The sequence below is a fragment of the Deltaproteobacteria bacterium genome (genome assembly GCA_016177765.1).
GTDB lineage: Bacteria > UBA10199 > UBA10199 > JACPAL01 > JACOUP01 > JACOUP01.
In genome coordinates, this window is sequence record JACOUP010000008.1 from 779,914 (window position 1) to 801,571 (window position 21,658).

Below are 21,658 nucleotides of genomic sequence, written 5' to 3' on the forward strand. Positions count from 1 at the left end.
ATTATGGCAGGGATTGAAAAGGTCAGGAATATCGGGATCTCCGCCCATATTGATTCGGGCAAGACGACGCTGACCGAGCGGGTTCTCTTCTACACCAAGAAGATCCACAAGATTGAGGAGGTTCGCGGCAAGTCTGGTGTCGGGGCCACGATGGACTTCATGGACCTGGAGCGGGAGAAGGGGATCACCATCCAGTCCGCGGCGACCTATTGTGAGTGGGGGGGGTACGTAATCAACATCATTGATACCCCCGGCCATGTCGATTTTACGATTGAGGTGGAACGGGCCCTCCGTGTTTTGGACGGCGCCGTCCTTGTCCTTTGCGCCGTTTCCGGGGTGCAGAGCCAGTCGATCACGGTCGACCGGCAGATGACCCGTTACCATGTCCCGCGCATCGCCTTTGTCAACAAGATGGACCGGGCCGGCGCCGACCCTGTTCGTTGCATGAACCAGCTTCGTGACAAACTGGGGCACAATGCCCACCTGATTGCGATGCCGATCGGGGCCGAGGACAAATTTCAGGGGGTCATTGATTTGATTGAGATGAAGGCCAATTATTATGATGGGGGCAACGGGGAGAAGGTTCGTGTAGAGGAGATTCCGGCCAACCTTCTCGGTCAGGCCAAGGGACTGCGTCATGAGCTTGTTGCCGCCGCCGCCGATTTTGACGACGAAGTGGCCCACCTTTACCTTGATGATAAAGAGGTTTCTGACGAACTCCTCCGGAAGGCAGTCCGAAAGGCGACGCTCTCGCTTAAGTTTATCCCGGTGATGATGGGCTCCGCCTACAAAAACAAGGGGGTTCAACTTCTTCTGGATGCCGTTGGCCATTATTTACCGAATCCTGCTGAGTCTCACAATGAGGCTCATGACCAGAGAAAAAACGAGGAAAAAGTGGTGTTGCAGTCAGTCCCCGAAAAACCGTTTGTCGGTCTCGCCTTTAAGCTGGAAGACGGGCGGTTCGGCCAGCTGACCTATATGAGGATTTATCAGGGAAAGGTGTCGAAGGGAGATTTTATCGTCAATTCCATGAACGAACGGAAGGTCAAGATCCCGCGGCTCGTCCGGATGCATGCCGATGAGATGCATGACATCTCGACGGCCAGTGCCGGCGACATCGTGGCGATGTTTGGCGTCGATTGTGCCTCAGGGGATACCTTTACCGATGGGACCATCCGGTACACCATGACCTCCATGCATGTGCCGAACCCGGTTATTTCTTTGGCGGTGGCGCCGAAGGAAAAAGCGGCCTCGGCCAATTTTTCCAAGGCGTTGAACCGGTTCTCCCGTGAGGACCCGACCTTTCGGGTTCACCGGGATGAAGAGTCCGCCCAGACGATCATCTCCGGGATGGGGGAGTTGCACCTGGAGATCTATATCGAGCGGATGAAGAGGGAATATGCCTGCGAGGTGATCGCCGGCAAGCCGCAGGTCGCCTTCCGCGAGACGATCACGCAGAAGACAGATTTCATGTACCAGCACAAAAAACAGACTGGTGGGGCCGGACAGTATGCCAAGATAGGCGGTTATTTTGAGCCGCTCCCGCCCGATGCGGCAACGACCTATGAATTTGTCGATGATATTGTCGGGGGTCGAATCCCGCGTGAATTTATTCCCGCCTGCGACAAGGGTTTCCAGGAACAGTTGAAAAAAGGGCTTCTGATCGGGTTTCAGGTTGTCGGCTTTCGGGCGGTGATTAACGACGGCGCTTACCACGATGTCGACTCCTCCGAAATGGCCTTTAAAATTTGCGCGATGACGGCGGTCCGTGAATTTTATCACCAGTGTCGGCCGATTGTCTTGGAGCCGATCATGCGGCTTCAGACCCAGGCCCCCGAAGAGTTTCAGGGGTCTGTGGTGGGGCAGATCAACCAGCGCCGCGGCCTGATCTTAAGCACGGCGACGGTCAACAAGTATGTCCAGGTGGATGCCGAGGTCCCGCTCTCGGAGATGTTTGGTTATTCCACCGATCTGCGCGGCAGTACGCAAGGGAAGGGGGAATTCCAGATGGAATTTTTGAAATATGCCCCGGTCCCCAGAAACGTACAAGAAGTCTTGGTGAAACAGTATCAGGATAAAAGGGCAGCGGAGAATAAATAATGGGCACCTTTGAAGCGGTTTTCGCGGAATTGCGTCTCCTCCAGTCGCACCTCAAGGCGGCGGGTAACAGGATCTGGTATCTCAAGGAGGCCCTGGCGCTGGCCCATCAACAAGGCCAAAAAGAAACCGACTTTCTCCCCCGCCGGCTGATTGTCCTCAAAAGGGAGGAACAGTTGAAGATGGAACGGCTGCTCCATCAGTTGAATCAGCTCATTTCCACCCGGTTGGACAGTACCTTTATCGCGTTGGATCCGACCGATGACCTCAAGACCGTAAACGGTATCCGCCAAACAATCCGATACATCCGAAACGCCTTTGCCGAAGACCTTTCGCTGGATATCACCCTTGCCCGCTTGAACTCGACCCTGCCAGGCTCTTTGAAGGACTAACGATTCAGACAATAAAAAACCGCTCCAGGAAGGGTGCCTCACCCAATACTGGAGCGGTTTTTATCGCACTTTAAAGTTCTAGGTTAGACCTTAGTGACTTCAGTGGCATGCTCTCCCTTGGGACCCTGGCCGACATTGAACTCGACCTGTTGACCTTCGGAGAGAGACTTGTAACCATCTCCCATAATGGCCGTGTGATGGACAAAGAGATCCTTGCCACCATCCTCAGGGGTGATAAAACCATACCCCTTGCTGTCATTGAACCATTTGACGGTTCCTTTTTTCTTGGACATAAACGTCCTCCTTCTTTTATTGCGGTAGTGCCTTGGGCAACGGAAGGGTTGAGGCGAAATGCCTCGAGGGGAGCTCTTGACTCACCACTGTCATTTTAAGACCCTACGTACTCCAGTACTACAACGCTTTGACAAGAAGGAGGATAGGGGATTTGCCAAAGGTTGGCAAGTGGTTTTTTTTACCCTTTTTTAAGGCAACTTTTCAAGGCGATCGGCGAAATGAGGGGTACCATGACGAGTCCTGTCGGTATAGCACCCCCTTTCAGGGAAAAAGTGACCAATGTTCTTATCGGTGAACTCCTGATGGAGCCGGCGGCGGTCCGGGAACTCCTTGCGGATGGGGAGATAACCCCGTCCGAGTTGTTTGATTTCCACCGGCAAATCCTGGTCTTTCCCTCCTCACGCCATCTCGTCAAGACGAAGGCCTCCCGGATTTTTGATGACTCGTTCTTTCAAAGTGCCGGTTTAAACAAAGGATTCTTTAGTGATCTTTATGAAGATACTTTGGAAGAAGCGGCGGATGGGAATGGCCCGAATGGTGAGGCGATTGATAGTGACGAAGAGGTTGACCTGTTGCGGACTCACCTCCGTCGGTTTGTTCAGGAGAATAGGCCGGTCGCCCTGCAGGCCCTCGATCGGGCGATGGGTTACTGGGCTGAAGAGGCGGTACAAAAGGGGAATATTACGGTTCGTCAGTTGCCGGGGAGTGTGATTCAGGCGAGGGTGGTGAAAAAGGCCCCGATCGATATCAACCCCCTTAAGGATGTTTTCTACGACCGGATGGTTGAACTGATGCCACGGTATGCTTCCGAACTCTTTGCCCGTGTAGAAAAGGTGACCTTGCCCCCTTTGACCCCGGAAGACGAGGAAAGGGAAAGAGTCCACCTGATTCGAGGAGGGATGACCGTTTATGAAGAGGCGTATGTCCCCCTTCTCCCCAATAGGGAGCTCTATGCCCATATCACCCTCGAGGAGCAGAGATCAGGGGGTGGGAGGAGGAGAGTCACGATTACGATGAGGCGATTGACCCCGGATCAGGAGCGGCTTTACCGGTTAAAACCGTTGGAACATGAAGTAAACTCTGTTGAGGGACAGATTGTTTTGACGGAACAGGCGGATGGGGAGACAGAATTTATCTTTGAGGTGAAAACAAACCCCAATTTGTCCTGGGTCCCTGATGGGGTGATCGGTTCCTTTGCCTTTGGTATTCCGGGGCAGTTGTTGGCCTCCTCTCGCACCACCCTGAAGGGGATTATCCACGAGGCCTATTGGCAGGAATGCCTTGTGCCTCAAGCCCCGAACCCCGCTTGTTTTGAATAAAGGAAAGTGGTAGGCTTAAACCCGCCTTGAAGATTCTCCAAAGAGTGAAGACTTTCTTCACCCAGACCCTCTGGGAGATGGATACCCCTATCCTTCGGTGGTACCGTCGTATCCCGATCTATCTGGCCAGGCTGGTGGCCACGGTCGTGAAGGGGTACCGGCAAAACAAGATCCCGGTGAGGGCCACCGCCCTGGCCTACACCACCCTTATTTCCATTGTCCCATTTTTGGCGGTCACCTTCTCCCTTTTTAAGGCGTTCGGTGGCCTGAACCAGGCGATGGAGCCGATCAAGAGGTTTGTCCTCTCCAATCTGGCGACCGGCACCGGGGATGCCGCTATTACCTACCTCGACCAGTTCATCGAAAATTTCCGGAGCGGTGCCGTCGGGCTGGTCGGTTTTATGCTTCTCATCCTGTCGGTCATCTCGGTGCTGGCGACTATTGAGCAGGCCTTCAATGATATCTGGGGAATCCCAAAGAGCCGGACCTTTATCCGGCGGTTTACCTCCTATTGGACAATCATCACAATCGGGCCGGTCCTTCTCGGGATCTCCCTCTCACTGACCGGGGCGTTGCAGAGTAGCCGGCTGGTCAATGATATCCTGTCCTTGAGCGGGGCCCAGCGGTTTCTCATTGCCAAGATCCCCTGGCTGGTCACGTTCGGGATGTTTACGGCCCTTTACCTGATTATGCCGAACACCAAAGTCCGTGTCCGCTCCGCCCTCCTGGGAGGGATAATCGGGGGGAGCCTCTGGGAAGTGGCCAAATGGGGTTACACCCTTTATGCCACACAGGTTGTCAGCACTTATAAGGTGTATGGCTCCCTGGGGATGGTGCCGATTTTTCTGGTCTGGATCTATTATACCTGGGTGGTCGTCCTGGTGGGAGCCCTCGTGGCCTTTGCCAATGAACACCTCCATCAGCTGAAGGGTGATTCACCCAAGGGTGGTTCACCCAAGGCTTAAACCTTCTTGACGTAGATATCCCTGACAACCTCGGCATCGAGCGCCACATCGGTCTCGCCGCATTGAATGACGTACGAAGGTTTCTTCTGGTGAATCCGAATAAGACCTCCTGGCATAATGCCCAACACCGCGAGGCGGTCCAGCCGGCGGTGATTTTCCGGCGTCATGAAGACGATCTTATAATGATCAGCCACGGAGGCCTCGGAAAGGGGGATCACAAAAGGGGCGATGTCCCGTTTGAATTCAGAACAACAGGGGCCGTGGGGGATCGGCCTCCCGTGGGGACAGGTGGGAGGATGCCCCAGGAACGAGCAGACGGCACTGACGGCCTCTTCAGTCAAAACTGCCGGGTGTTCCAGTTCACAGGCCTCCCGCTCCCAAACAGCTTCGCTGGTTTTTAATACGTCTGCGAAGAGACGCTCTGCAAGACGATGACGCCGAATGATGGCCGAGGCCTCTTTTTCACCGGCAGGCGTCAGGAGCACATTTTCCCCCTGTATCCGGATCAGTTTTTCGTTAGCAAGGGCTTGCAACCATCGCTCTCCCTCTTCAATCGGTGTATTTTCGAGGAGTGATGATCGATTTTCATACCCCTGCTCCCGCTGGGTCCAGACCCTTTCCAGGAGCTCGTCCATCTCATGGGGGCGTGTGACCGCCTCGCCGCATTTAAGAGATTTCATTGAGGATGCTTCTCCTTCCTTTTCCTGAATCGCCTAAAAAGTTTCATCAAAAAGTCAGCGATCACGGATCGCTCGACAAATTCATACCCGCAGTTAGGGCACTTGATCATGGTACAGCCATCGGTCAGGCCACAGCCATGGCAAGCCCCTTTGTCATCAAAATTATACTGACATAAAGGACAAGTCATTAGAAGACCCTCAGCCCCCAGTTTAAGACACCCCCCACGAAAAAGGCAAACGGGTAGATGAAACCGACGATCGCCAGCATCGTTTTCACCCCCCTCTCTTTAAGAATCATCAAGGTATTGGCAAGGCAAGGGACAAAGAGGGTCATCACGATGAGTGAAATAATCGCCTGAACGACACTGAGACGACCCTGTCCGAAGAGGTCAAAAAAACGGGTTGCCCCGTAATCCCGTCTCAAGAACCCCACAAGAAAGGCCTCGGTTGCCTCCTTGGGGAGATCCAAAAATCCCTCAACAATGGGGGAGGCCAGATTTTGAATTTTTGGGAGAAGAGACAGCTTGTCCAAAAAAAACAAAAAGAGGGTTCCGATAATAAAAAGGGGGACTACCTCTTTAAGGTACCATTCCAGTCGGGCCATGGTTTTGGTCAGGATGTTGGCGAGCGTCGGCTTTCGGATCGGGGGGATCTCCATCATGAAGTCTGAGCTTCCTCCGGGGAGGATCTGTGCCGACAAAAATCCGACCAGGATCAGGGCACCTCCCACCACCCCCAACCAAAGGAAAGTGGCCCAGAGGGGGAGGGCGGCGAGCATCGCCAGGACGATCCCCAACTGGGCGGAACAGGGAACCCCCAAGGCAAGGAGGAGTGTCAAAATAATCCGTTCTTTTTGGGTGTCCATAATCCGTGCGGTCATTGTTGCCATCGTGTCACAACCAAGACCCAGGACCATCGGGACCACCGCCTTGCCGTTCAGGCCGATCATCCGGAAGATCCGGTTGAGCATGACCGCCAGTCGGGGGAGGTAGCCGGAGTCTTCCATCAGGCTAAAGGCCATGAAGAAGGTGATCACGATCGGCAAGATGATAGCGAGGGCGTAGGTCAGCGCCATCGTTATGATTCCAAACTCCCCGACAAAGAGGTCACGAAGGAATGGGGAAAACGAAAATATTTTTGAAAAAAGGGTGATGGACCAGGGATTGAGAAATTTTCCGAAAAGGCCATTTTCCAGCCAACCCACCGCCGTCTGGGCCCCGAATTGACCGACAAATTCGTAAATGAGAAAGAGAATCGTTGCGAGAACGGGAAGCCCCCAGAGGGGGTGCATCGCCATCCGGCCAACCCAGGAGGCCCATCCTTCCCGACGAGAATCTTCCTGCCTCACAATGACCGATAGCAGTTCTTCGGCGGATCGGAGCCTCTGGCGGTTGATAATATAAGCGAGAGGCTCGCTGTAGCGGCGCGCCAATTCCCCGCGAATCTGTTCCAGGGAGTCAATGGCGGTATCACTCAGTTTGGCAAGCCACCCTTTCAGACTTTTGTCCCCCGAAAGGATCATCAGGGCGACCGCCCTGCGGGAGATAAAAGACTCCGGCAGGAGTCCCTCGAGCCTCTGGATCGCCTGTTCGATCTCTTTGGAGTAGGAAAAATGGTGGGTGGAGGGTGTCAACGAAAGACTCTTCTTTCGGATCTCCTTTAACCCCTTTTTCTGGATGGCGATAGTCCCGACAACGGGAACCCCGAGGAGTGAAGAGAGTTTTTCTTTATGAATGGTGATCCCACGTGCCGCCGCCTCATCCTCCATGTTCAAGTCCAGTAAAAAGGGGAGTCCTATTTCGGCAAGTTGCAAAGAAATAAAGAGGGCCCGGCGGAGGTTTTTGGCATCAGCTACCTGGATAATCCCATCCAGGCGTTCCTCGAGAAGGATGTTTCGGGTAACCTGCTCGTCTTCGGACATCGGCACCAGACTGTTGATCCCTGGCGTGTCGATGATCTGCACTTCCTTGTTATCGAGACGGGAAACTCCCCGTGAGACCTCCACTGTCGTCCCGGGGTAGTTTGAAACGGTGACATAACGGCCGGTCAAAAAGCCAAAAATGACGCTTTTGCCAACATTGGGATTACCAACAAGCGCGATGCGTGGCAAGGTCTCGGCCGGGATCGTCGTCGGCGTACACTCCATAACTGAAATTGATAATCGTTTTCGATTTTGATGTCAACTACACTTCTTTGTCTGTTTTGGCGACGCGGGGGGCGGCCGGTTTGGGTTTGCTGGCTTTCTGTTTTTTTTCGGGGGACTTCGAATCGAGGACCATCTTGCGGCTCCGGGAACCTTTGTGACGGGCCTTTACCTTCCTTTTTGACTCGTCAACCAGGGCCCACCGCTCACCCTCGGGGGGCGGGTACGGGATCAGCAGGGACCGACCCGGCCGAACAGGAGAGGCTCCGTTAACCGTTGAAACATAGGTGGGGGGGAGTCCTTCCCTTTTGGCGATCCTGTGCAGGGTCTCCCCCTTTTTGACAACGACGACCTTTTCCGCGATTCTTTGCTCCGGAGGGAGGGCGGCATAATTTTCCTCGAACCGCCTCGCTGTCCCGGTCGGGAGTTTCAATTCATAGGTTGTGTTCGGGGGGGTCAGCCAGAGTTTCAATTCAGGGTTGAGCTCTTTGAGCTCTTCGTAGTCTCTTTCGGCAAGGCGGGCGGCGACCCGGAGGTCCATCATTCCGTCGACAAGAACGGTTTCATGGTCCAGCGGTTCCTCATAATTGAGCTGTTTGAAACCGAACTTCTTGGGATTCTTGGCGATCAACGCCGCCGCAATCATCTTCGGGACATAATTTTTTGTCTCGGCCCTGAGATAGGGGTGTCCGGCCACCTCCCAGAAATCGAGGGTGTCATAACGCCGGATCGCCCGGCCGACTTTCCCTTCACCGGCATTGTAAGCGGCCATGGCAAGATACCAGTCGTTAAACAGGGCGTAGAGGTCCCTGAGGTACAGGGAAGCGGCGAGGGTCGCCTTTTTGGGATCCCTTCGTTCATCAACCCAGGCATTCGCCTTGAGCCCGTAGCGCACCCCTGTCCGGTACATAAACTGCCAAGTCCCGCTAGCCCTCGCCCTGGAGAAGGCCCTTGGATTAAAACCGGACTCGATGAGGGCGACATAGACCAGGTCGGAAGGGAGGCCCTGTTCTTTAAAAATCGCCCGCATCATCGGCAGGTATTTATGGGACCGTTCCAGATAGAGTGCAAACCGTTCCCGCCCCGCCCCCTGGAAAAAATCAAGCCAGCCCTGGACCTTATCGTTCATGACGATCGGGATATCAAAGTCCGCTACCCTGGAGTGGTCCGTTCTATGGGCTGTTTCGGGGGATTTGGACGCCCCGGAACAACCGGCCAGGAAAAGGAAGGCAAAAGCGGCTAATCCCAGGAATTGATTCCGTGTTTTCATAGTCACTCTCCCCTTGAATATAACGTTCGTCGGCCCTTCCTGTCAAATATAATAAGGCTCGCTAGTCCGCATGCTTTCTCAAAAATGTTGGGACGTCATATTCATCCTCCCCCGTTTCGGTTATTCCGATCTCCTGGGCGATCTTCTTGATATCAATCACTCCCCCAACCCCTCCGGTCTGCCTTGGGACCGCCGGTGTGACGGATTTCAAACGGGCTGGCGGCTGGATTGAAGAAAGAGAGACCTTCTTTGCTTGAAAAGAAGTCCCCTTATTGAAGCCGGTGGCGATCACCGTGACGAGAACATCATCCCCCATCCCTTCGTGGATGACAGACCCAAAGATGATATTGGCCTCAGGATCCGCCTCTTCCTGGATCAGTTTGGCCGCCTCGTTGACCTCGTAGAGGGTTAAGTTTTTCCCACCGGTGATATTGATCAGGATGCCGGTGGCCCCGGTGATCGACATGTTTTCCAAAAGCGGCGATGAAATGGCCCGTGTGGCGGCTTCAACGGCACGGTTCTCTCCGGACGCAACACCGGTCCCCATGACGGCCATCCCCATCTCTCCCATGATGGTGCGGATGTCGGCAAAATCGAGGTTGATCAGGCCATGGATCAGGATCAGGTCGGAAATGCCGCGGACCGCCTGAAAGAGGACTTCATCGGCCTTGCGGAAGGCCTCCAGCATGGTGGTCTCTTTTCCGGCAAGGGTGAGGAGTCTCTCATTGGGAATAATGATCAGACTATCCGCCGATTCCTTTAACTCTTCCATCCCCTGCTCGGCAAAACGGGCCCGACGCCTTCCTTCAAAGGCGAACGGTTTGGTGACGACGCCCACCGTCAGGGCGCCGCAATCCCTGGCGATGCGTGCGATGACAGGAGCGGCCCCTGTGCCGGTACCTCCCCCCATCCCGGCGGTGATGAAGACCATGTCGGCCCCCTGGAGCGCTTCAGTGATCTCTGCCTCGTTTTCGATCGCAGCGGAACGGCCGATGTCCGGATTCGCCCCGGCCCCGAGACCACGAGTCAGTTCCTTTCCCATCTGGATCTTGTGGCCGGCCAGCGAGGCCCCAAGAGCTTGTTTATCGGTATTGGCGGCGATAAATTCGACACCGGAGAGACCCGACTGGATCATGGTATTGATGGCGTTCCCGCCGCTACCACCGACACCCACTACTTTTATATTGGCGCCTCGAATGACTTCTTTTTCCTGCTCAGGAATAATTTCAAACATGGTTTTTTGCCTCCTTATTTTAAAGATTAATTAAAATATCTCCCCCAACCATTCTTTCATCCGATCTTTTACCTTATTGTAGACATTGTTGTCGCGAATCCGGAATTTCCGGTTGGCCATATGTTGGCTTCCATAGAGGACCAGGCCGACGCCGGTCGCATACATCGGGCTCTTGACCACCTCTACCAGCCCGCCGATCCCGCGCGGTATGCCGCGTCGGACCGGCAGGTTAAAGACCTGTTCCGCCAGCTCCGGCATCCCCTCCATCAGGGTACTCCCGCCGGTCAGGACGATCCCTGAGGCGATCAAATCTTCGTAGCCTGATTTGGTGATCTCCTGACGGACCAGGTTGAAGACCTCTTCAACACGCGGTTCGATAATCTCCGACAAGATCTGGCGGGAGAGAATCCGATCGCTTCGCCCTCCGACGGACGGCACCTCGATCGTCTCTTCCTTCCGCACCATGGAAGAAAGGGCACAGCCGTACTTCTGCTTGATCTTTTCCGCTTCTGCGGCGGGCGTCCTCAGACCCACGGCAATATCATTAGTCATGTGGTTGCCGCCGAGTGAAAGGACCGAGGTGTAGACCACACTGCCTCCGGAAAAGATGGCGATGTCGGTAGTACCCCCGCCGATGTCGATCAGGGCGACTCCAAGCTCCCTCTCCTCTTGAGTCAGTGTCGCCTCGGCGCTAGCGAGCTGCTCCAGGATGATGTCATTCACGTTCAATCCGGCCCGGTTGGCGCATTTGACAATGTTCTGGGCGGAGGTGACCGCTGCCGTGACGATATGAACCTTGGCCTCCAAACGAACGCCACTCATCCCGATCGGGTCATGGATCCCATCCTGCTCATCGATGATAAATTCCTGAGGGATGACATGAATGACTTCCCGGTCGAGGGGAATGACTACCGCCTGTGCGGCATCGATAACCCTTTCTATGTCCGTTTGCTGGACCTCGCGTTCTTTGATGGCGACAATCCCGTGGCTGTTGATGCCGCGGATATGACCGCCGGCAATACCGGTATAGACCGAGGTGATTTCGGAACCAGCCATCATTTCGGCCTCTTCCACGGCCCGTTTGATTGATTCCACCGTGCTCTCAATATTGATGACGACCCCCTTGCGAAGGCCGCGGGACGGGTGAGAACCGATCCCGATGATATCGATTCCATCGTCTGTCAATTGACCGACGATGGCGCAGATCTTGGTCGTGCCTATGTCAAGGCCAACCACGCGATCTTCTTTCTTAGGCATCTTGCTTCCTCCCTTCGGTTTGAGTAGTTCTGGTTTTAACAAAAACACGTTTGTTGTAGGTCATGTCGACGAATTGTGGCCTGTTTTCTCCCCTTCTTGACAGGGTGGCGCCAACCTTCTCCCACTGGGCAAGCCTTTTGTTTAAATTCTCCTGCCCGAAAAGGATTCTGAAGGAGGGGCGGAGGGTGTAGACCGAAAATCCTTCCGAGGGGTCCCAATGGAGTTCCGAAATCCCAAAGGTGCGGGAGGCTGTTGTTTTTTGATAATCGGTCAGGAAAGAAACCGCCTGATTTAACAATTCGGACCCATTGGGCTCAAGCCCGGTGAGTACCGGGTAATTAGTAAAATCCTCGGAGGTGAGTTTCTTGAAAATCGTTCCCTCCGGGCTGACGTAGAACCAGTTGCCGAAAAATACCAGGGCGACCGGTTCTTGCTCCTTAACTTCGATATAAAGGCGTCCGGGGTATCGTTTGAGGAGGGAAACTTCTTTGATCCAGCTGAAGCGGTGGAGATTCTCCTCGATCCCTGAGAGGCGTAGGGTCAAAAGGTTGGCTCCGAGCTGGATGCCGGAGAGTTTGAGGATCTCTTCTTCGGTGAGGTGAGGGGTCGCTTCACGGATCACCACTTCACGGAGGGTGAAGAAGTTCCGTGAGGCCTGCCGTCCCCCGAGGACTAAAAGGATCAGAATGATCGGGGCCGCCATGATCCATGATCTTTTTCTCAACGTCGCTAGTGTCGTCTTCTTTCTCATACTTGATTCACCTTAAGGCTTGCCCCTTTGAGGATTTCTTCCGTTAACTGTTCAAAACTGATCCCGGCCGCCGCGGCCATTTTCGGTACGAGACTTGTTTCTGTCATGCCGGGAATCGTATTGACTTCGAGAAAGTAAGGTTTTCCGTCTTGTCGGCTGATGATAAAATCGGAGCGGGCAACACCGGCGAGATTCATGGCCCGCCAGACCATTTCACTGTCCTCTTTTAATTTTTTGGTCAACTCAGGAGAAATCCTCGCGGGGACGATATATTCAGTCATCCCCTTGGTGTATTTGGATTGGTAGTCATAAAATCCGCCCTTGGGGATAATTTCTAAGGGGGGGAGTGCTCTCCCGTTCAGGACACCGACGGTGACCTCCGTTCCCTCAATGAACTTTTCAATCAAGATGGTGGAATCATATTGCAGGGCCTCACGGACCGCCGGTTCCAAGGCCTCTTTCTGACGGACGATCGTCATCCCGATGGTTGATCCCTCCCGATTCGGTTTGACAATCAGTGGCAGGGCCGGGGTCTTTTTTAAAAATCCCTTGAGGTCTTCCCCTTCCAGAAAAATCTGGTCAGAAGGCATCGTCAGACCGGTTGGTAACAGGAGTGTTTTTGTCAGCGCCTTGTCCATGGCGGCGGCGGAGGCGAGTGGTCCGGAACCGGTGTAGGGGATTTTCAGGATTTCCAAAAGCCCCTGGATACAACCGTCCTCACCGTACCGTCCATGAAGTGCGATAAAGGCGATATCCGGGTTTACGGTGCGTAGCTTTTGGTCAATATCCCAGCCGACATCGATAGTGACGAAGGGATACCCCAGTTTTTGAAGGGCCTTCGAGATAGCCGCACCGGTTCGGAGCGAGATTTCCCTTTCCCGCGACATCCCTCCCATTAGCACTGCTATTTTTTTACCCTTAAAGTCCATTTATTATCTTTCCTCCCCGACAATTTTTACCTCGGGTTCTAAATTCACACTAAATCGGTCTTTGACCTTGTCTTTCACCAGGTTGATCAGAATCTGGATATCCTTCGCGGTGGCCCCCCCTTCATTAATGATAAAGTTGGCATGTTTTGGCGAAATCCGGGCGTTGCCGATCCGGACCTCCTTGAGGCCCGCCTCTTCAATCATCTGCCCCGCGAACCCTGGGAGCGGGTTTTTAAAAACGGATCCTAAATTGGGATAATTCAGGGGTTGTGTCTTTAATCGGTACTCCTTGAACTCACGGATCCGGTTCTCAATCTCGGTTCTCTCCCCCTTTTCCAATTTTAAGATGGCTGAGAGGATCACCACCCCTCGTGGGATCTTGGAGGAACGGTATTTGAACTCCAGTTTTGATTTAGGAATTCTTACTTCTTCCCCTTCTTTGGTGAGTCCGGTGACCTCTTCCACGAGAGAACCGATTTCTCCTTGGCGTGTCCCGGCATTCATGGCGATGGCGCCCCCCAAGGAGCCTGGCACACCGATCAACGGTTCCAGACCAGTCAGTCCCTGACTCGCTGTCCATTCAACCAGTTTGGGGACGAAGAGGCCAGCCTCTGCGGTGAGAAAAGTTTCCGAAATGAGTTCAACATGGCTGAAATTTTTAAGGAAAATCACAGCCCCGCGGATCCCTCCATCACGAATAAGGAGATTGGATCCGGCCCCCAGAATGAAGAGTGGGATCTCTTTTTCGCGGGTGTAGAGGACAAACCGTTTCAATTCATCCCTGTCCTTGGGGGTCAAAAACAGGTCGGCCGGTCCTCCCACCTTGATCGAGGTGTAGGGGGCCAGTGGTTCGTTAAACTGGACCGATTCGCCAAACAGTTGTGAAAGTTCAGTCTGTTGCATTAATGTTCAAGTTGTCGGGCGATTTCGCGCCCCACCTTCCAGATATCACCGGCCCCCAGTGTCAAAATGAGTCGGGGAGTATGGCCGTACGCCCCTACCCTCTGTTTTGTTAAATCGATGATTTTCCCGAAATCAGGTTCATAGAGGACGTTCGGATTTTTGATCGCCCGGGCCAGCCGTTCTCCGGTGATCCCCCGGATCGGTTCCTCGGAGGCGGCATAGATGTCGGTCAAAATCACCTGGTCCGCCAGGCCAAAGGCGGTCCGGAAGGAATCAAAGAGATCCCGTGTCCGGCTGTAGCGATGGGGCTGAAAGATAACGATGGTTTTTCGCCCCCATCCCTCTTTCACCGCCCGGAGTGTTGCCTTGATCTCTTCCGGATGATGACCGTAGTCATCCATGACGAGGGTATTCTTGTCCTGGTAGAGAATCTCCATCCGTCGGGAAATCCCTTTGAATCGCCTGAGGGCACGGGCAATCTTGGTATAAGGAATCCCCAACTCCAGGCCAACAGCGATGGCCGCAAGGGCATTGCTCACGTTGTGACGGCCGGGGATCTGGAGCTTCAAACGCCCCAACTTTTTCCCATGGAAATGGATGAGGGCTTCACTCTGGTTTTCTTTATGTGTCAGGTGGGTCGCCGTGAGGTCGGCGGCAATCTTTCCGCCAAGGCTGTAGGTCAGGCTCCTTTTCTGAAATTGATGGGCCAGTGTTCGGACAACGGGATGATCAATCCCCCAGACGACAAGACCGTAAAAGGGAACCTTGGCACAGAACTCCGCAAAGGTCCTTTTGACCTTCGCGAAATCTCTGTAGTAGTCCATATGTTCGGGGTCGATAGTTGTGACAACGGCGATTGTGGGAGAAAGTTTCAGAAAGGAACCATCCGATTCATCCGCCTCGGCGACAAGAAACTCTCCCTTCCCCAGTCTGGCGTTGGACCGGAGGCTTCGAACACGCCCCCCCACCACGACTGTCGGGTCAAACCCCCCTTCCTCCAAGACAGCGGCGATGAGCGATGTGGTTGTTGTCTTCCCATGGGTCCCCGCGACAGCGACACCGTATTTTAATCGCATCAATTCTGCCAGGATCTCGGCGCGGGCCACCACCGGGATGTGGTGCCGGACTGCCTCGAGCACTTCCGGATTTTGTCTGGAAATGGCCGAGGAGGTGACAACCACCTGGGCACCGTCAACGTTTTGCATCTTGTGTTGGTAGAAAACCTTCACGCCGCGGCGGCGGAGGCGGTTGGTGATAGGGGTTCGTTTGATATCAGAACCGCTCACCCGATAACCCAAGTTCATCAATATCTCGGCCAGGCCGCTCATGCCGATTCCCCCGATGCCGACAAAATGGATCTTTTGAATGGTCTTATACATGCCGTATCCATTCCCAACAGTTCTCCACAATTTGTTGTGCCGCCAGGGGGCGGCCCAAATTTTTGGCCTTTTCACCCATAGTCTTCAACAGGGCCCGGTCTTTTAAAAACTCGTCGAAAATCTCTGCGATTTTTTCTCCTGTAGCCTGATCGTTGGGGAGAAGGCGTGCCGCCCCTGCCTGGACCAGATATTCCGCATTCTTCTGCTGATGGTTGTCGGCGGCAAAGGGATAGGGGACAAGGATCGATGGGCGGCCGGAGACAGCCAATTCGGTGATTGTCATTGCCCCGGCCCTGGCGATTACGAGATCGGCTTCCTTAAAGTACTCCCCCATTTTGTTGCTAAAGGGAAAAACCTCCGCCTTGAACCCTCCCTGGTGATAGGCCTCGGCGACCGACCGGAAGTCGTTTTCTCCCGTCTGGTGAATGAATCGGATACGGTCTCTAAAATCGGGACGGAGTGCCCCTGTTACCGCCTCGTTGAGTCTTTTCGCCCCCTGACTCCCGCCGACGACCAAAACGGTAAAAAGAAGGCCCCTCTTTTCAGTCTTTGCGAACTGTTCCAAGAAATCCGGTCGAACCGGGTTCCCGAGGCAGAAAACCGGTTTCTTGAAAAAACGGTTGCTTTCGGGGAAGTGCGTAAAAACCCGGTCGGCAAAGCGGCCAAGAATCCGGTTGGTGATACCGGCTACTGAATTCTGTTCTTGGAGCACGGTTTTTTTCCCCATCAGTTTGGCCATCAGTACGACCGGTCCTGAGCTATAACCACCAACGCCGACAACGAGATCCGGCTGGAATCCCTTGATCAGACGGGCTGATCCAAAGAGGGCCTTCGGGATGCCGGTTACTGTTCGGATCCTGTCCGTCCAGTACTCCCCTTTGAGTCTTTTGACCGGGATCAATTTGATCGGGTAACCCCTTTCAGGGACTAATTTTTGCTCCAGTCCTTTGGCAGTGCCGATAAAAAGGATCTCCATTTTTGGGTCCCTTGCACGAAAGGCCTCTGCCAAGGCCAAGGCCGGAAAGATATGTCCTCCTGTCCCGCCGCCAGCAATCATAATTTTAAGAACACTCAATTCTTTCTCCGGTGATCATTGTCCTGTCCTTGGCTTGAGATGTTGAGCAGGATACCGACCGCAATCAATGAAATGATGAGTGAAGATCCCCCGTAGCTGATGAACGGGAGCGTCAGCCCCTTTGTCGGGAGTAACCCGATGACGACACCGATATTTAGCAAAACCTGGAGCCCAAAGAGAATGGCAATGCCGCTTGCCAGATAGGTTGAAAAAAAATCAGGAGCCCTCCAGGCAATGACGAAGGATCGGTAGAGGAAGACCCCAAAGAGGATCAGCATCCCCAAGACTCCCAGGAAGCCCAATTCCTCGGCGACCACTGAAAAAATAAAATCGGTGTGGGCCTCGGGAAGGTAAAAAAGTTTTTGTTTTCCTCCCCCAAGACCTTGTCCCCAGAAACCACCGGTTTGAAAGGCGACCAATGACTGAATGAGCTGAAAACCGGATGTTTCGCGATGCTCCCAGGGGTTCAAAAAGGCCAGAATCCTCTGGCGCCGATAATTGACTGAGGCGATCATGAGGATGAAGGCAGGGATCGCCAAAAAGACTTCAGTGACAAGGTAAGAGAGACGGGCCCCGGCCACGAAGAAGAGTGTGAAAACAGTCGCCGTCATCAGGAGGGCATTCCCCAGGTCTTTCTGGAAAAGAATGGGTGCAATCATGGCTCCAGAGAGAATCATTGGCGGGACAAAACCGATCAGGAAAGAACGGATCTTTTCCTGCTTTTTGGAAAGCGCATAGGCGAGGTAAATCACCAAAACCAATTTGGCCAGTTCCGAGGGTTGGAAGGAGAAGAAAAAGAGATTGATCCAACGGTGGGCCCCACCGGCTTTGAGCCCAATCGAAGGAATGAAAACGACCAGGAGCAATCCAAGGCTGATGATGAAAAGGGGATAAATGCCACGGCGGTACCAATCAAAGGGAATCTTTCGAGCGACGAAAAGCCCCACAAAACCGATCAGGACATAAAAGATTTCTTTTTTGAGAAAATAGCTATTCTGGCCGAATTTTTCCCTGGCAAAAATGGCTGACGACGAAAAGACCATCGTCATCCCGAGCCCCACGAGGAGGACGGTGGCCAGAAACAGGGTTGTGTCAAAGGGCTTTCTCATAGGCGCATCACCAGATTTTTAAAGATCTCCCCGCGGTGTTCATAGTTTCGAAACTGGTCATAACTGGCGCAGGCTGGTGACAGGAGAACGGAATCCCCCCACGAGGCGTCTCCAGAGACAAGATAGAGCGCCTTTTCCAGCGTCTCCGCGACGACCGACGGTGCGGCACTGCCGATATTGCGACGAATCTTCTCAGCCGCTTCTCCAATGAGGTAGAGCCGTTTGACCTTCTTTCTCAAAAACGGGGCGAGTGGTTTATAATTGAACCCCTTGTCTCTTCCCCCGGCGATCAGCAGGACTTTTTTGTCAGGGAAACCGGCCAAAGCCATTCGTGTGGCATTGACGTTGGTTGCCTTTGAATCGTTGTAGTAAGTTACCCCCCCGACCTCGCGGACAAACTCGGTCCGGTGGGGAAGACCCAGGAAGGTATCCAGCGTCATCTGGATCGATTCTGTGGAAACGCCAAGAGTTCTTCCCACCGCAATGGAGGCCATCATGTTTTCTTTATTATGAAGGCCGGCCAAGTGGTTGTTGCGGACGAGATAATTTTCATGATTTTTGCCGAACGGGTACTGGATCTCGGAATCTTTGAGAAAAAGTCCACCGGAGATCTTTTTTCCCGAACTAAAAAGACATTTCTTGGCCCTTGTCTTTCTGGCAATAGCTCTGCAGGTCTTGTCTCCGGCGTTGACGATGAGCAGGTCTGATCGATCCAGATTCTGCACAAGCCTCGCCTTGGCCTTCACGTAATTGGCGAACCGATTGTACCGGTCCAGGTGGTCCTCCGTAATATTCAGGAGAACGGCGATCTTGGGATGAAACGCCTGGATCGTTTCCAGTTGAAAACTGCTGACCTCCACAACGACAAAATCGCTGTTTCGGGCCGGTTCGACAAGATCAAGGAGCGGTGTCCCGATGTTTCCTCCCAGAAGGACCCGCTTCCCCCCTTTTTTCAAAATTTCATACATCAGGGTCACCGTGGTTGATTTTCCATTGGTTCCGGTCACGGCAATCATCGGGATGGTGATAAAGCGACTTGCGATCTCCATCTCCCCCCAGACCGGAATTTTCTTTTTCAGTGCCTTTTGAATGACAGGGAGGTCGATCGGGACGCCGGGGGAGGGGACGATCAGGTCGGCCGCTTCAAAGAGTTTGGGGGGGTGACCGCCAAGGGCCAGCTTGACGGGGGCCGATTTGAGCGAGGTCCATGAATGGGCATCGAGGGAACCTTTCAGTTCCTCCTCTTTTCTTAAATCGGTACCGGTGACCACCGCTCCTTTCTGGGTCAGGAAGCGGACAGCACTCACCCCTGATTTTGCGAGCCCAACGACCAAAACTTTTTTTCCCTTAAGTTCCATGACTCACCTCAGTTTTAAAGTGGCGATGGCGACCAACGACAACAGGAAGGAGATGATCCAGAAACGGACACTCACCTTCGCTTCAGGCCACCCTTTCAGTTCGAAGTGGTGATGAATCGGAGCCATCCGGAAAATCCTCTTTCCGGTCAAACGGAAGGAGAGAACCTGCGTCATCACCGACACTGTCTCAAGGACAAACAGACCACCGACCACCGCCAGCAGAATTTCATTTTTTGTCAAAAGCGCCAACAGCCCCAGAACCCCTCCCAGGGAGAGAGAACCAACGTCTCCCATGAAAATTTCTGCGGGGTAGGTATTGAACCAGAGAAAGCCGAGTAAGGCCCCGATCATGGCTCCGCAGAAGATTGAGAGCTCGCCGGTCCCGACGAGGTAAGGGATCTGGAGGTAAGTGGCGATGGCAAAGTGACCGGCGATGTAGGCAAAGAGGCCATAAGTGGCAAACGAGAAGATCAGGGGGACCGTGGCCAGTCCGTCCAGACCATCCGTCAGATTGACGGCATTGGAAGCACCGACAATCACAAAGACGGCAAAGAGGGGATAGAAGAGCCCCAGATCCGGTTGGAAATTTTTGAAAAACGGGACGGAAAGTTTCGTTTCAATAGGAAACAGGGTGACCAGGAGAACCCCGACAATCAGGGCTCCCATGACCTGAAGGAGAAATTTGTGCCGTCCTTTGAGCCCCTGTGAAGAACCGTAACGGATTTTACGGGAATCATCATAGAATCCGATCAATCCATAAAAGAGGAGCAGTCCGGCACACAGCCAAAATTGGAGATTTTTCAGATCGATCCAGAGGAGTGCGGAAAAAAGGACTGCGAAAAGAATGGCAAGCCCTCCCATTGTGGGGGTCCCCTGTTTTTGGTAATGGCTCTGGGGCCCTTCTTTTCGGATAACTTGAGTCCATCGGGACTGTTGGCAAAAACGGATGACCCATCGGCCGATCAGGAAGTAGAAAAAGAGTGCGGTGAAGAGTCCCCCAAAGGTCCGGAAGGTGATGTATTTAAAGACATGCAGCAGACTGAATGTCTCGTGCCAGGGGTAAAGAAAGGTGTAGAGCATTTAAGAGGTCGCCTTCTTTCTTGGGATCAGTTCTAAAAATCGTTCCATCCGGGTCCCCCGTGATCCTTTGAGGAGGATAAGATCCTTCGGGCCCAAAAGCTGGGGCACCTCTTGGGCGGCCTCCTCATAGTCATCAAAGGAGTGGATTTTTTCCGGAGGAAGCCCCCCTCTTCGGGCCCCTTCAGCAATGAGCCGCGCCTTTCGGCCCACGGTGATGAGTAGGTCGAGACCACAAAGGGCGGCCATCCTGCCGACTTCCAGGTGCCCCTCTTTTTCGAATTTTCCCAATTCCAGCATTTCTCCAAGGATGGCGACTTTTGGGTGAATCACCCTTCGTCTCCCCATTTTTGAGGCAAGCCGGTGGAGGGTTTGAAGGGCGATGATCATCGAATCAGGATTGGCATTGTAGGTGTCGTTGAGGACCCGTTGAGACCCGATCGACAGGAGCTCCATCCGGTTTGAGGCCGGATGAAAACGGTGAAGCGCCCTGGCCATTCGGGACCAGGGGACCGATAAAAGATCACCCACGGCCAAGGCTGCCAGGGCATTGCTGATCGCCGCCTCGCTGATACAGGCGAGTTTTACGACCTGTTTTTTTTGTCCCTTTTCCAGGGAGAATTGAAGTTGGTCCTCCAAGAAATTTATTTTTTTTGCCCTGTAAGTGGGTTTTTTCTTGAAACCAAAGGTTACCCGCCGTGAACGACAGAGGGATTGAAGGAAAATAGTCTCGGAATCATCGGCATTCAGAACAGCAGTTCCTGTCTTGGGAAGATGGCGGAGGAGTTCCCCTTTGGCCCTTGCCACGGCGCGGAGGGTTCCTAGTCCTTGAAGATGGGCCCTCCCAACACTGGTGATGACACCGATCTGGGGCGCCGCGATCTCGGCCAGACGGTCGATTTCACCGGGGGCGTTCATCCCCATTTCGACCACCGCCACGTCATGTTTTTGTGTGAGGCGAAAGAGGGTCTGTGGCAGACCGATCAGGTTGTTCAAGTTCCCTTCCGTTTTTAAGACGCTGTATTTTTCTCCAAGAATGGCAGAGGTCATATCTTTGGTTGTTGTCTTTCCATTGCTCCCTGTAATGGCGACGACCGCAATCTTAAACCGCCTTCGCCAAAAAGCGGCCAGATCCCCCAGCGCCTCGAGTGTCGAGACCACTTGGATAAGAAAAATGCCTCGGTGTCTGAACCGAAGGTGATTCCCGCTATTTTTTTCAACAAGAGCCCCGACTGCCCCCTTTTTAAATGCTTCCGCCAGAAAGGAATGGGCCTCATAGTGAACCCCCTTCAGAGGGATAAACAGATCCCCCCTGCGGACTGTTCGTGTATCCGTGGAGATTCCGGCGACCCTTTTCCCTGTTTCGGAAAAAAGAAATTTCCCCTTTACAGCTTTTAAAATGTCGTTTTGGGTAAGATTCATGATT

19 protein-coding genes are annotated in these 21,658 nt (G+C 53.5%); 4 read left to right on the forward strand and 15 right to left on the reverse strand.

The features are described from left to right. The first annotated feature begins 3 nt into the window (after window positions 1-3). Window positions 4-2,100, forward strand: a complete 2,097-nt coding sequence (locus HYS22_06210) for an elongation factor G (protein ID MBI1909745.1) — start codon at window positions 4-6, stop codon at window positions 2,098-2,100. After that, window positions 2,100-2,489 carry a hypothetical protein gene (locus tag HYS22_06215; protein MBI1909746.1) on the forward strand — a complete coding sequence of 130 codons (390 nt, stop codon included), beginning with the start codon at window positions 2,100-2,102 and terminating at the stop codon, window positions 2,487-2,489. The genes HYS22_06210 and HYS22_06215 overlap by 1 nt, the downstream gene beginning before the upstream one ends. A gap of 83 nt (window positions 2,490-2,572) precedes the next feature. On the opposite strand, the gene HYS22_06220 is transcribed toward HYS22_06215, so the two are convergent. Continuing rightward, window positions 2,573-2,782, reverse strand: coding sequence for a cold-shock protein (locus HYS22_06220; GenBank protein ID MBI1909747.1), 210 nt, complete (start codon window positions 2,780-2,782; stop codon window positions 2,573-2,575). 231 nt (window positions 2,783-3,013) lie between these two features. Here HYS22_06220 and HYS22_06225 point away from each other — a divergent pair, with 231 nt between their 5' ends. Both HYS22_06225 and HYS22_06230 read left to right on the forward strand, forming a co-directional pair. Continuing rightward, window positions 3,014-4,102, forward strand: a complete 1,089-nt coding sequence (locus HYS22_06225; protein ID MBI1909748.1) for a hypothetical protein — start codon at window positions 3,014-3,016, stop codon at window positions 4,100-4,102. Between the two features lie 44 nt (window positions 4,103-4,146). After that, window positions 4,147-5,067, forward strand: coding sequence for a YihY family inner membrane protein (locus tag HYS22_06230; GenBank protein ID MBI1909749.1), 921 nt, complete (start codon window positions 4,147-4,149; stop codon window positions 5,065-5,067). Here the strand turns inward: HYS22_06230 and HYS22_06235 are convergent. The 14 genes from HYS22_06235 to murF form a co-directional block, all read right to left on the reverse strand. Continuing rightward, window positions 5,064-5,747: a metal-dependent transcriptional regulator gene (locus HYS22_06235; GenBank protein ID MBI1909750.1), complete on the reverse strand. Its 684-nt coding sequence runs from the start codon at window positions 5,745-5,747 to the stop codon at window positions 5,064-5,066. The genes HYS22_06230 and HYS22_06235 overlap by 4 nt on opposite strands. A 187-nt stretch (window positions 5,748-5,934) precedes the next feature. Beyond that, complete coding sequence (gene feoB / locus HYS22_06240; protein ID MBI1909751.1) at window positions 5,935-7,893, reverse strand: ferrous iron transport protein B; 1,959 nt, start codon at window positions 7,891-7,893, stop codon at window positions 5,935-5,937. Window positions 7,894-7,930: 37 nt separating this feature from the next. Next, window positions 7,931-9,160, reverse strand: a complete 1,230-nt coding sequence (locus HYS22_06245; GenBank protein MBI1909752.1) for a transglycosylase SLT domain-containing protein — start codon at window positions 9,158-9,160, stop codon at window positions 7,931-7,933. A gap of 61 nt (window positions 9,161-9,221) precedes the next feature. Beyond that, window positions 9,222-10,394, reverse strand: coding sequence for a cell division protein FtsZ (ftsZ, locus tag HYS22_06250; GenBank protein MBI1909753.1), 1,173 nt, complete (start codon window positions 10,392-10,394; stop codon window positions 9,222-9,224). A 30-nt stretch (window positions 10,395-10,424) separates the two neighbouring features. Further along, entirely contained in the window at window positions 10,425-11,651 is a 1,227-nt protein-coding gene (ftsA, locus tag HYS22_06255) for a cell division protein FtsA (GenBank protein MBI1909754.1), read from the reverse strand. Then, window positions 11,644-12,402 carry an FtsQ-type POTRA domain-containing protein gene (locus HYS22_06260; GenBank protein ID MBI1909755.1) on the reverse strand — a complete coding sequence of 253 codons (759 nt, stop codon included), beginning with the start codon at window positions 12,400-12,402 and terminating at the stop codon, window positions 11,644-11,646. The genes ftsA and HYS22_06260 overlap by 8 nt, the downstream gene beginning before the upstream one ends. Continuing rightward, window positions 12,399-13,331, reverse strand: coding sequence for a D-alanine--D-alanine ligase (locus HYS22_06265; GenBank protein ID MBI1909756.1), 933 nt, complete (start codon window positions 13,329-13,331; stop codon window positions 12,399-12,401). Before HYS22_06265 ends, HYS22_06260 begins: the two co-directional genes overlap by 4 nt. Window positions 13,332-13,334: 3 nt before the next feature. After that, window positions 13,335-14,234 (reverse strand): UDP-N-acetylmuramate dehydrogenase, encoded by a 900-nt coding sequence (gene murB, locus HYS22_06270; protein ID MBI1909757.1) that lies wholly within the window; start codon window positions 14,232-14,234, stop codon window positions 13,335-13,337. After that, the gene (locus tag HYS22_06275; protein ID MBI1909758.1) at window positions 14,234-15,613 is read right to left on the reverse strand and encodes a UDP-N-acetylmuramate--L-alanine ligase; all 1,380 of its coding nucleotides are present in this window, start codon (window positions 15,611-15,613) and stop codon (window positions 14,234-14,236) included. The genes murB and HYS22_06275 overlap by 1 nt, the downstream gene beginning before the upstream one ends. Next, complete coding sequence (murG, locus tag HYS22_06280) at window positions 15,606-16,688, reverse strand: undecaprenyldiphospho-muramoylpentapeptide beta-N-acetylglucosaminyltransferase (GenBank protein MBI1909759.1); 1,083 nt, start codon at window positions 16,686-16,688, stop codon at window positions 15,606-15,608. The genes HYS22_06275 and murG overlap by 8 nt, the downstream gene beginning before the upstream one ends. Beyond that, window positions 16,685-17,797 (reverse strand): putative lipid II flippase FtsW, encoded by a 1,113-nt coding sequence (gene ftsW / locus HYS22_06285; GenBank protein ID MBI1909760.1) that lies wholly within the window; start codon window positions 17,795-17,797, stop codon window positions 16,685-16,687. The genes murG and ftsW overlap by 4 nt, the downstream gene beginning before the upstream one ends. Next, window positions 17,794-19,155 (reverse strand): UDP-N-acetylmuramoyl-L-alanine--D-glutamate ligase, encoded by a 1,362-nt coding sequence (locus HYS22_06290; GenBank protein MBI1909761.1) that lies wholly within the window; start codon window positions 19,153-19,155, stop codon window positions 17,794-17,796. Before HYS22_06290 ends, ftsW begins: the two co-directional genes overlap by 4 nt. Before the next feature lie 3 nt (window positions 19,156-19,158). Beyond that, complete coding sequence (locus HYS22_06295; GenBank protein ID MBI1909762.1) at window positions 19,159-20,235, reverse strand: phospho-N-acetylmuramoyl-pentapeptide-transferase; 1,077 nt, start codon at window positions 20,233-20,235, stop codon at window positions 19,159-19,161. After that, window positions 20,236-21,654 (reverse strand): UDP-N-acetylmuramoyl-tripeptide--D-alanyl-D-alanine ligase, encoded by a 1,419-nt coding sequence (gene murF / locus HYS22_06300; protein MBI1909763.1) that lies wholly within the window; start codon window positions 21,652-21,654, stop codon window positions 20,236-20,238. Window positions 21,655-21,658 lie beyond the last annotated feature (4 nt).

What these genes read in the sequence shown, in the direction of transcription:
- HYS22_06225 (MBI1909748.1), top strand. Translation starts at nt 3,014, where the DNA reads ATGACGAGTCCTGTCGGTATAGCACCCCCTTTCAGGGAAAAAGTGACC.
- HYS22_06295 (MBI1909762.1), bottom strand. Translation starts at nt 20,235, where the DNA reads ATGCTCTACACCTTTCTTTACCCCTGGCACGAGACATTCAGTCTGCTG.
- HYS22_06260 (MBI1909755.1), bottom strand. Translation starts at nt 12,402, where the DNA reads ATGAGAAAGAAGACGACACTAGCGACGTTGAGAAAAAGATCATGGATC.
- murB (MBI1909757.1), bottom strand. Translation starts at nt 14,234, where the DNA reads ATGCAACAGACTGAACTTTCACAACTGTTTGGCGAATCGGTCCAGTTT.
- ftsA (MBI1909754.1), bottom strand. Translation starts at nt 11,651, where the DNA reads ATGCCTAAGAAAGAAGATCGCGTGGTTGGCCTTGACATAGGCACGACC.
- HYS22_06290 (MBI1909761.1), bottom strand. Translation starts at nt 19,155, where the DNA reads ATGGAACTTAAGGGAAAAAAAGTTTTGGTCGTTGGGCTCGCAAAATCA.
- ftsZ (MBI1909753.1), bottom strand. Translation starts at nt 10,394, where the DNA reads ATGTTTGAAATTATTCCTGAGCAGGAAAAAGAAGTCATTCGAGGCGCC.
- HYS22_06215 (MBI1909746.1), top strand. Translation starts at nt 2,100, where the DNA reads ATGGGCACCTTTGAAGCGGTTTTCGCGGAATTGCGTCTCCTCCAGTCG.
- ftsW (MBI1909760.1), bottom strand. Translation starts at nt 17,797, where the DNA reads ATGAGAAAGCCCTTTGACACAACCCTGTTTCTGGCCACCGTCCTCCTC.
- HYS22_06210 (MBI1909745.1), top strand. Translation starts at nt 4, where the DNA reads ATGGCAGGGATTGAAAAGGTCAGGAATATCGGGATCTCCGCCCATATT.
- HYS22_06220 (MBI1909747.1), bottom strand. Translation starts at nt 2,782, where the DNA reads ATGTCCAAGAAAAAAGGAACCGTCAAATGGTTCAATGACAGCAAGGGG.
- feoB (MBI1909751.1), bottom strand. Translation starts at nt 7,893, where the DNA reads ATGGAGTGTACGCCGACGACGATCCCGGCCGAGACCTTGCCACGCATC.
- HYS22_06265 (MBI1909756.1), bottom strand. Translation starts at nt 13,331, where the DNA reads ATGGACTTTAAGGGTAAAAAAATAGCAGTGCTAATGGGAGGGATGTCG.
- murF (MBI1909763.1), bottom strand. Translation starts at nt 21,654, where the DNA reads ATGAATCTTACCCAAAACGACATTTTAAAAGCTGTAAAGGGGAAATTT.
- HYS22_06245 (MBI1909752.1), bottom strand. Translation starts at nt 9,160, where the DNA reads ATGAAAACACGGAATCAATTCCTGGGATTAGCCGCTTTTGCCTTCCTT.
- HYS22_06235 (MBI1909750.1), bottom strand. Translation starts at nt 5,747, where the DNA reads ATGAAATCTCTTAAATGCGGCGAGGCGGTCACACGCCCCCATGAGATG.
- HYS22_06275 (MBI1909758.1), bottom strand. Translation starts at nt 15,613, where the DNA reads ATGTATAAGACCATTCAAAAGATCCATTTTGTCGGCATCGGGGGAATC.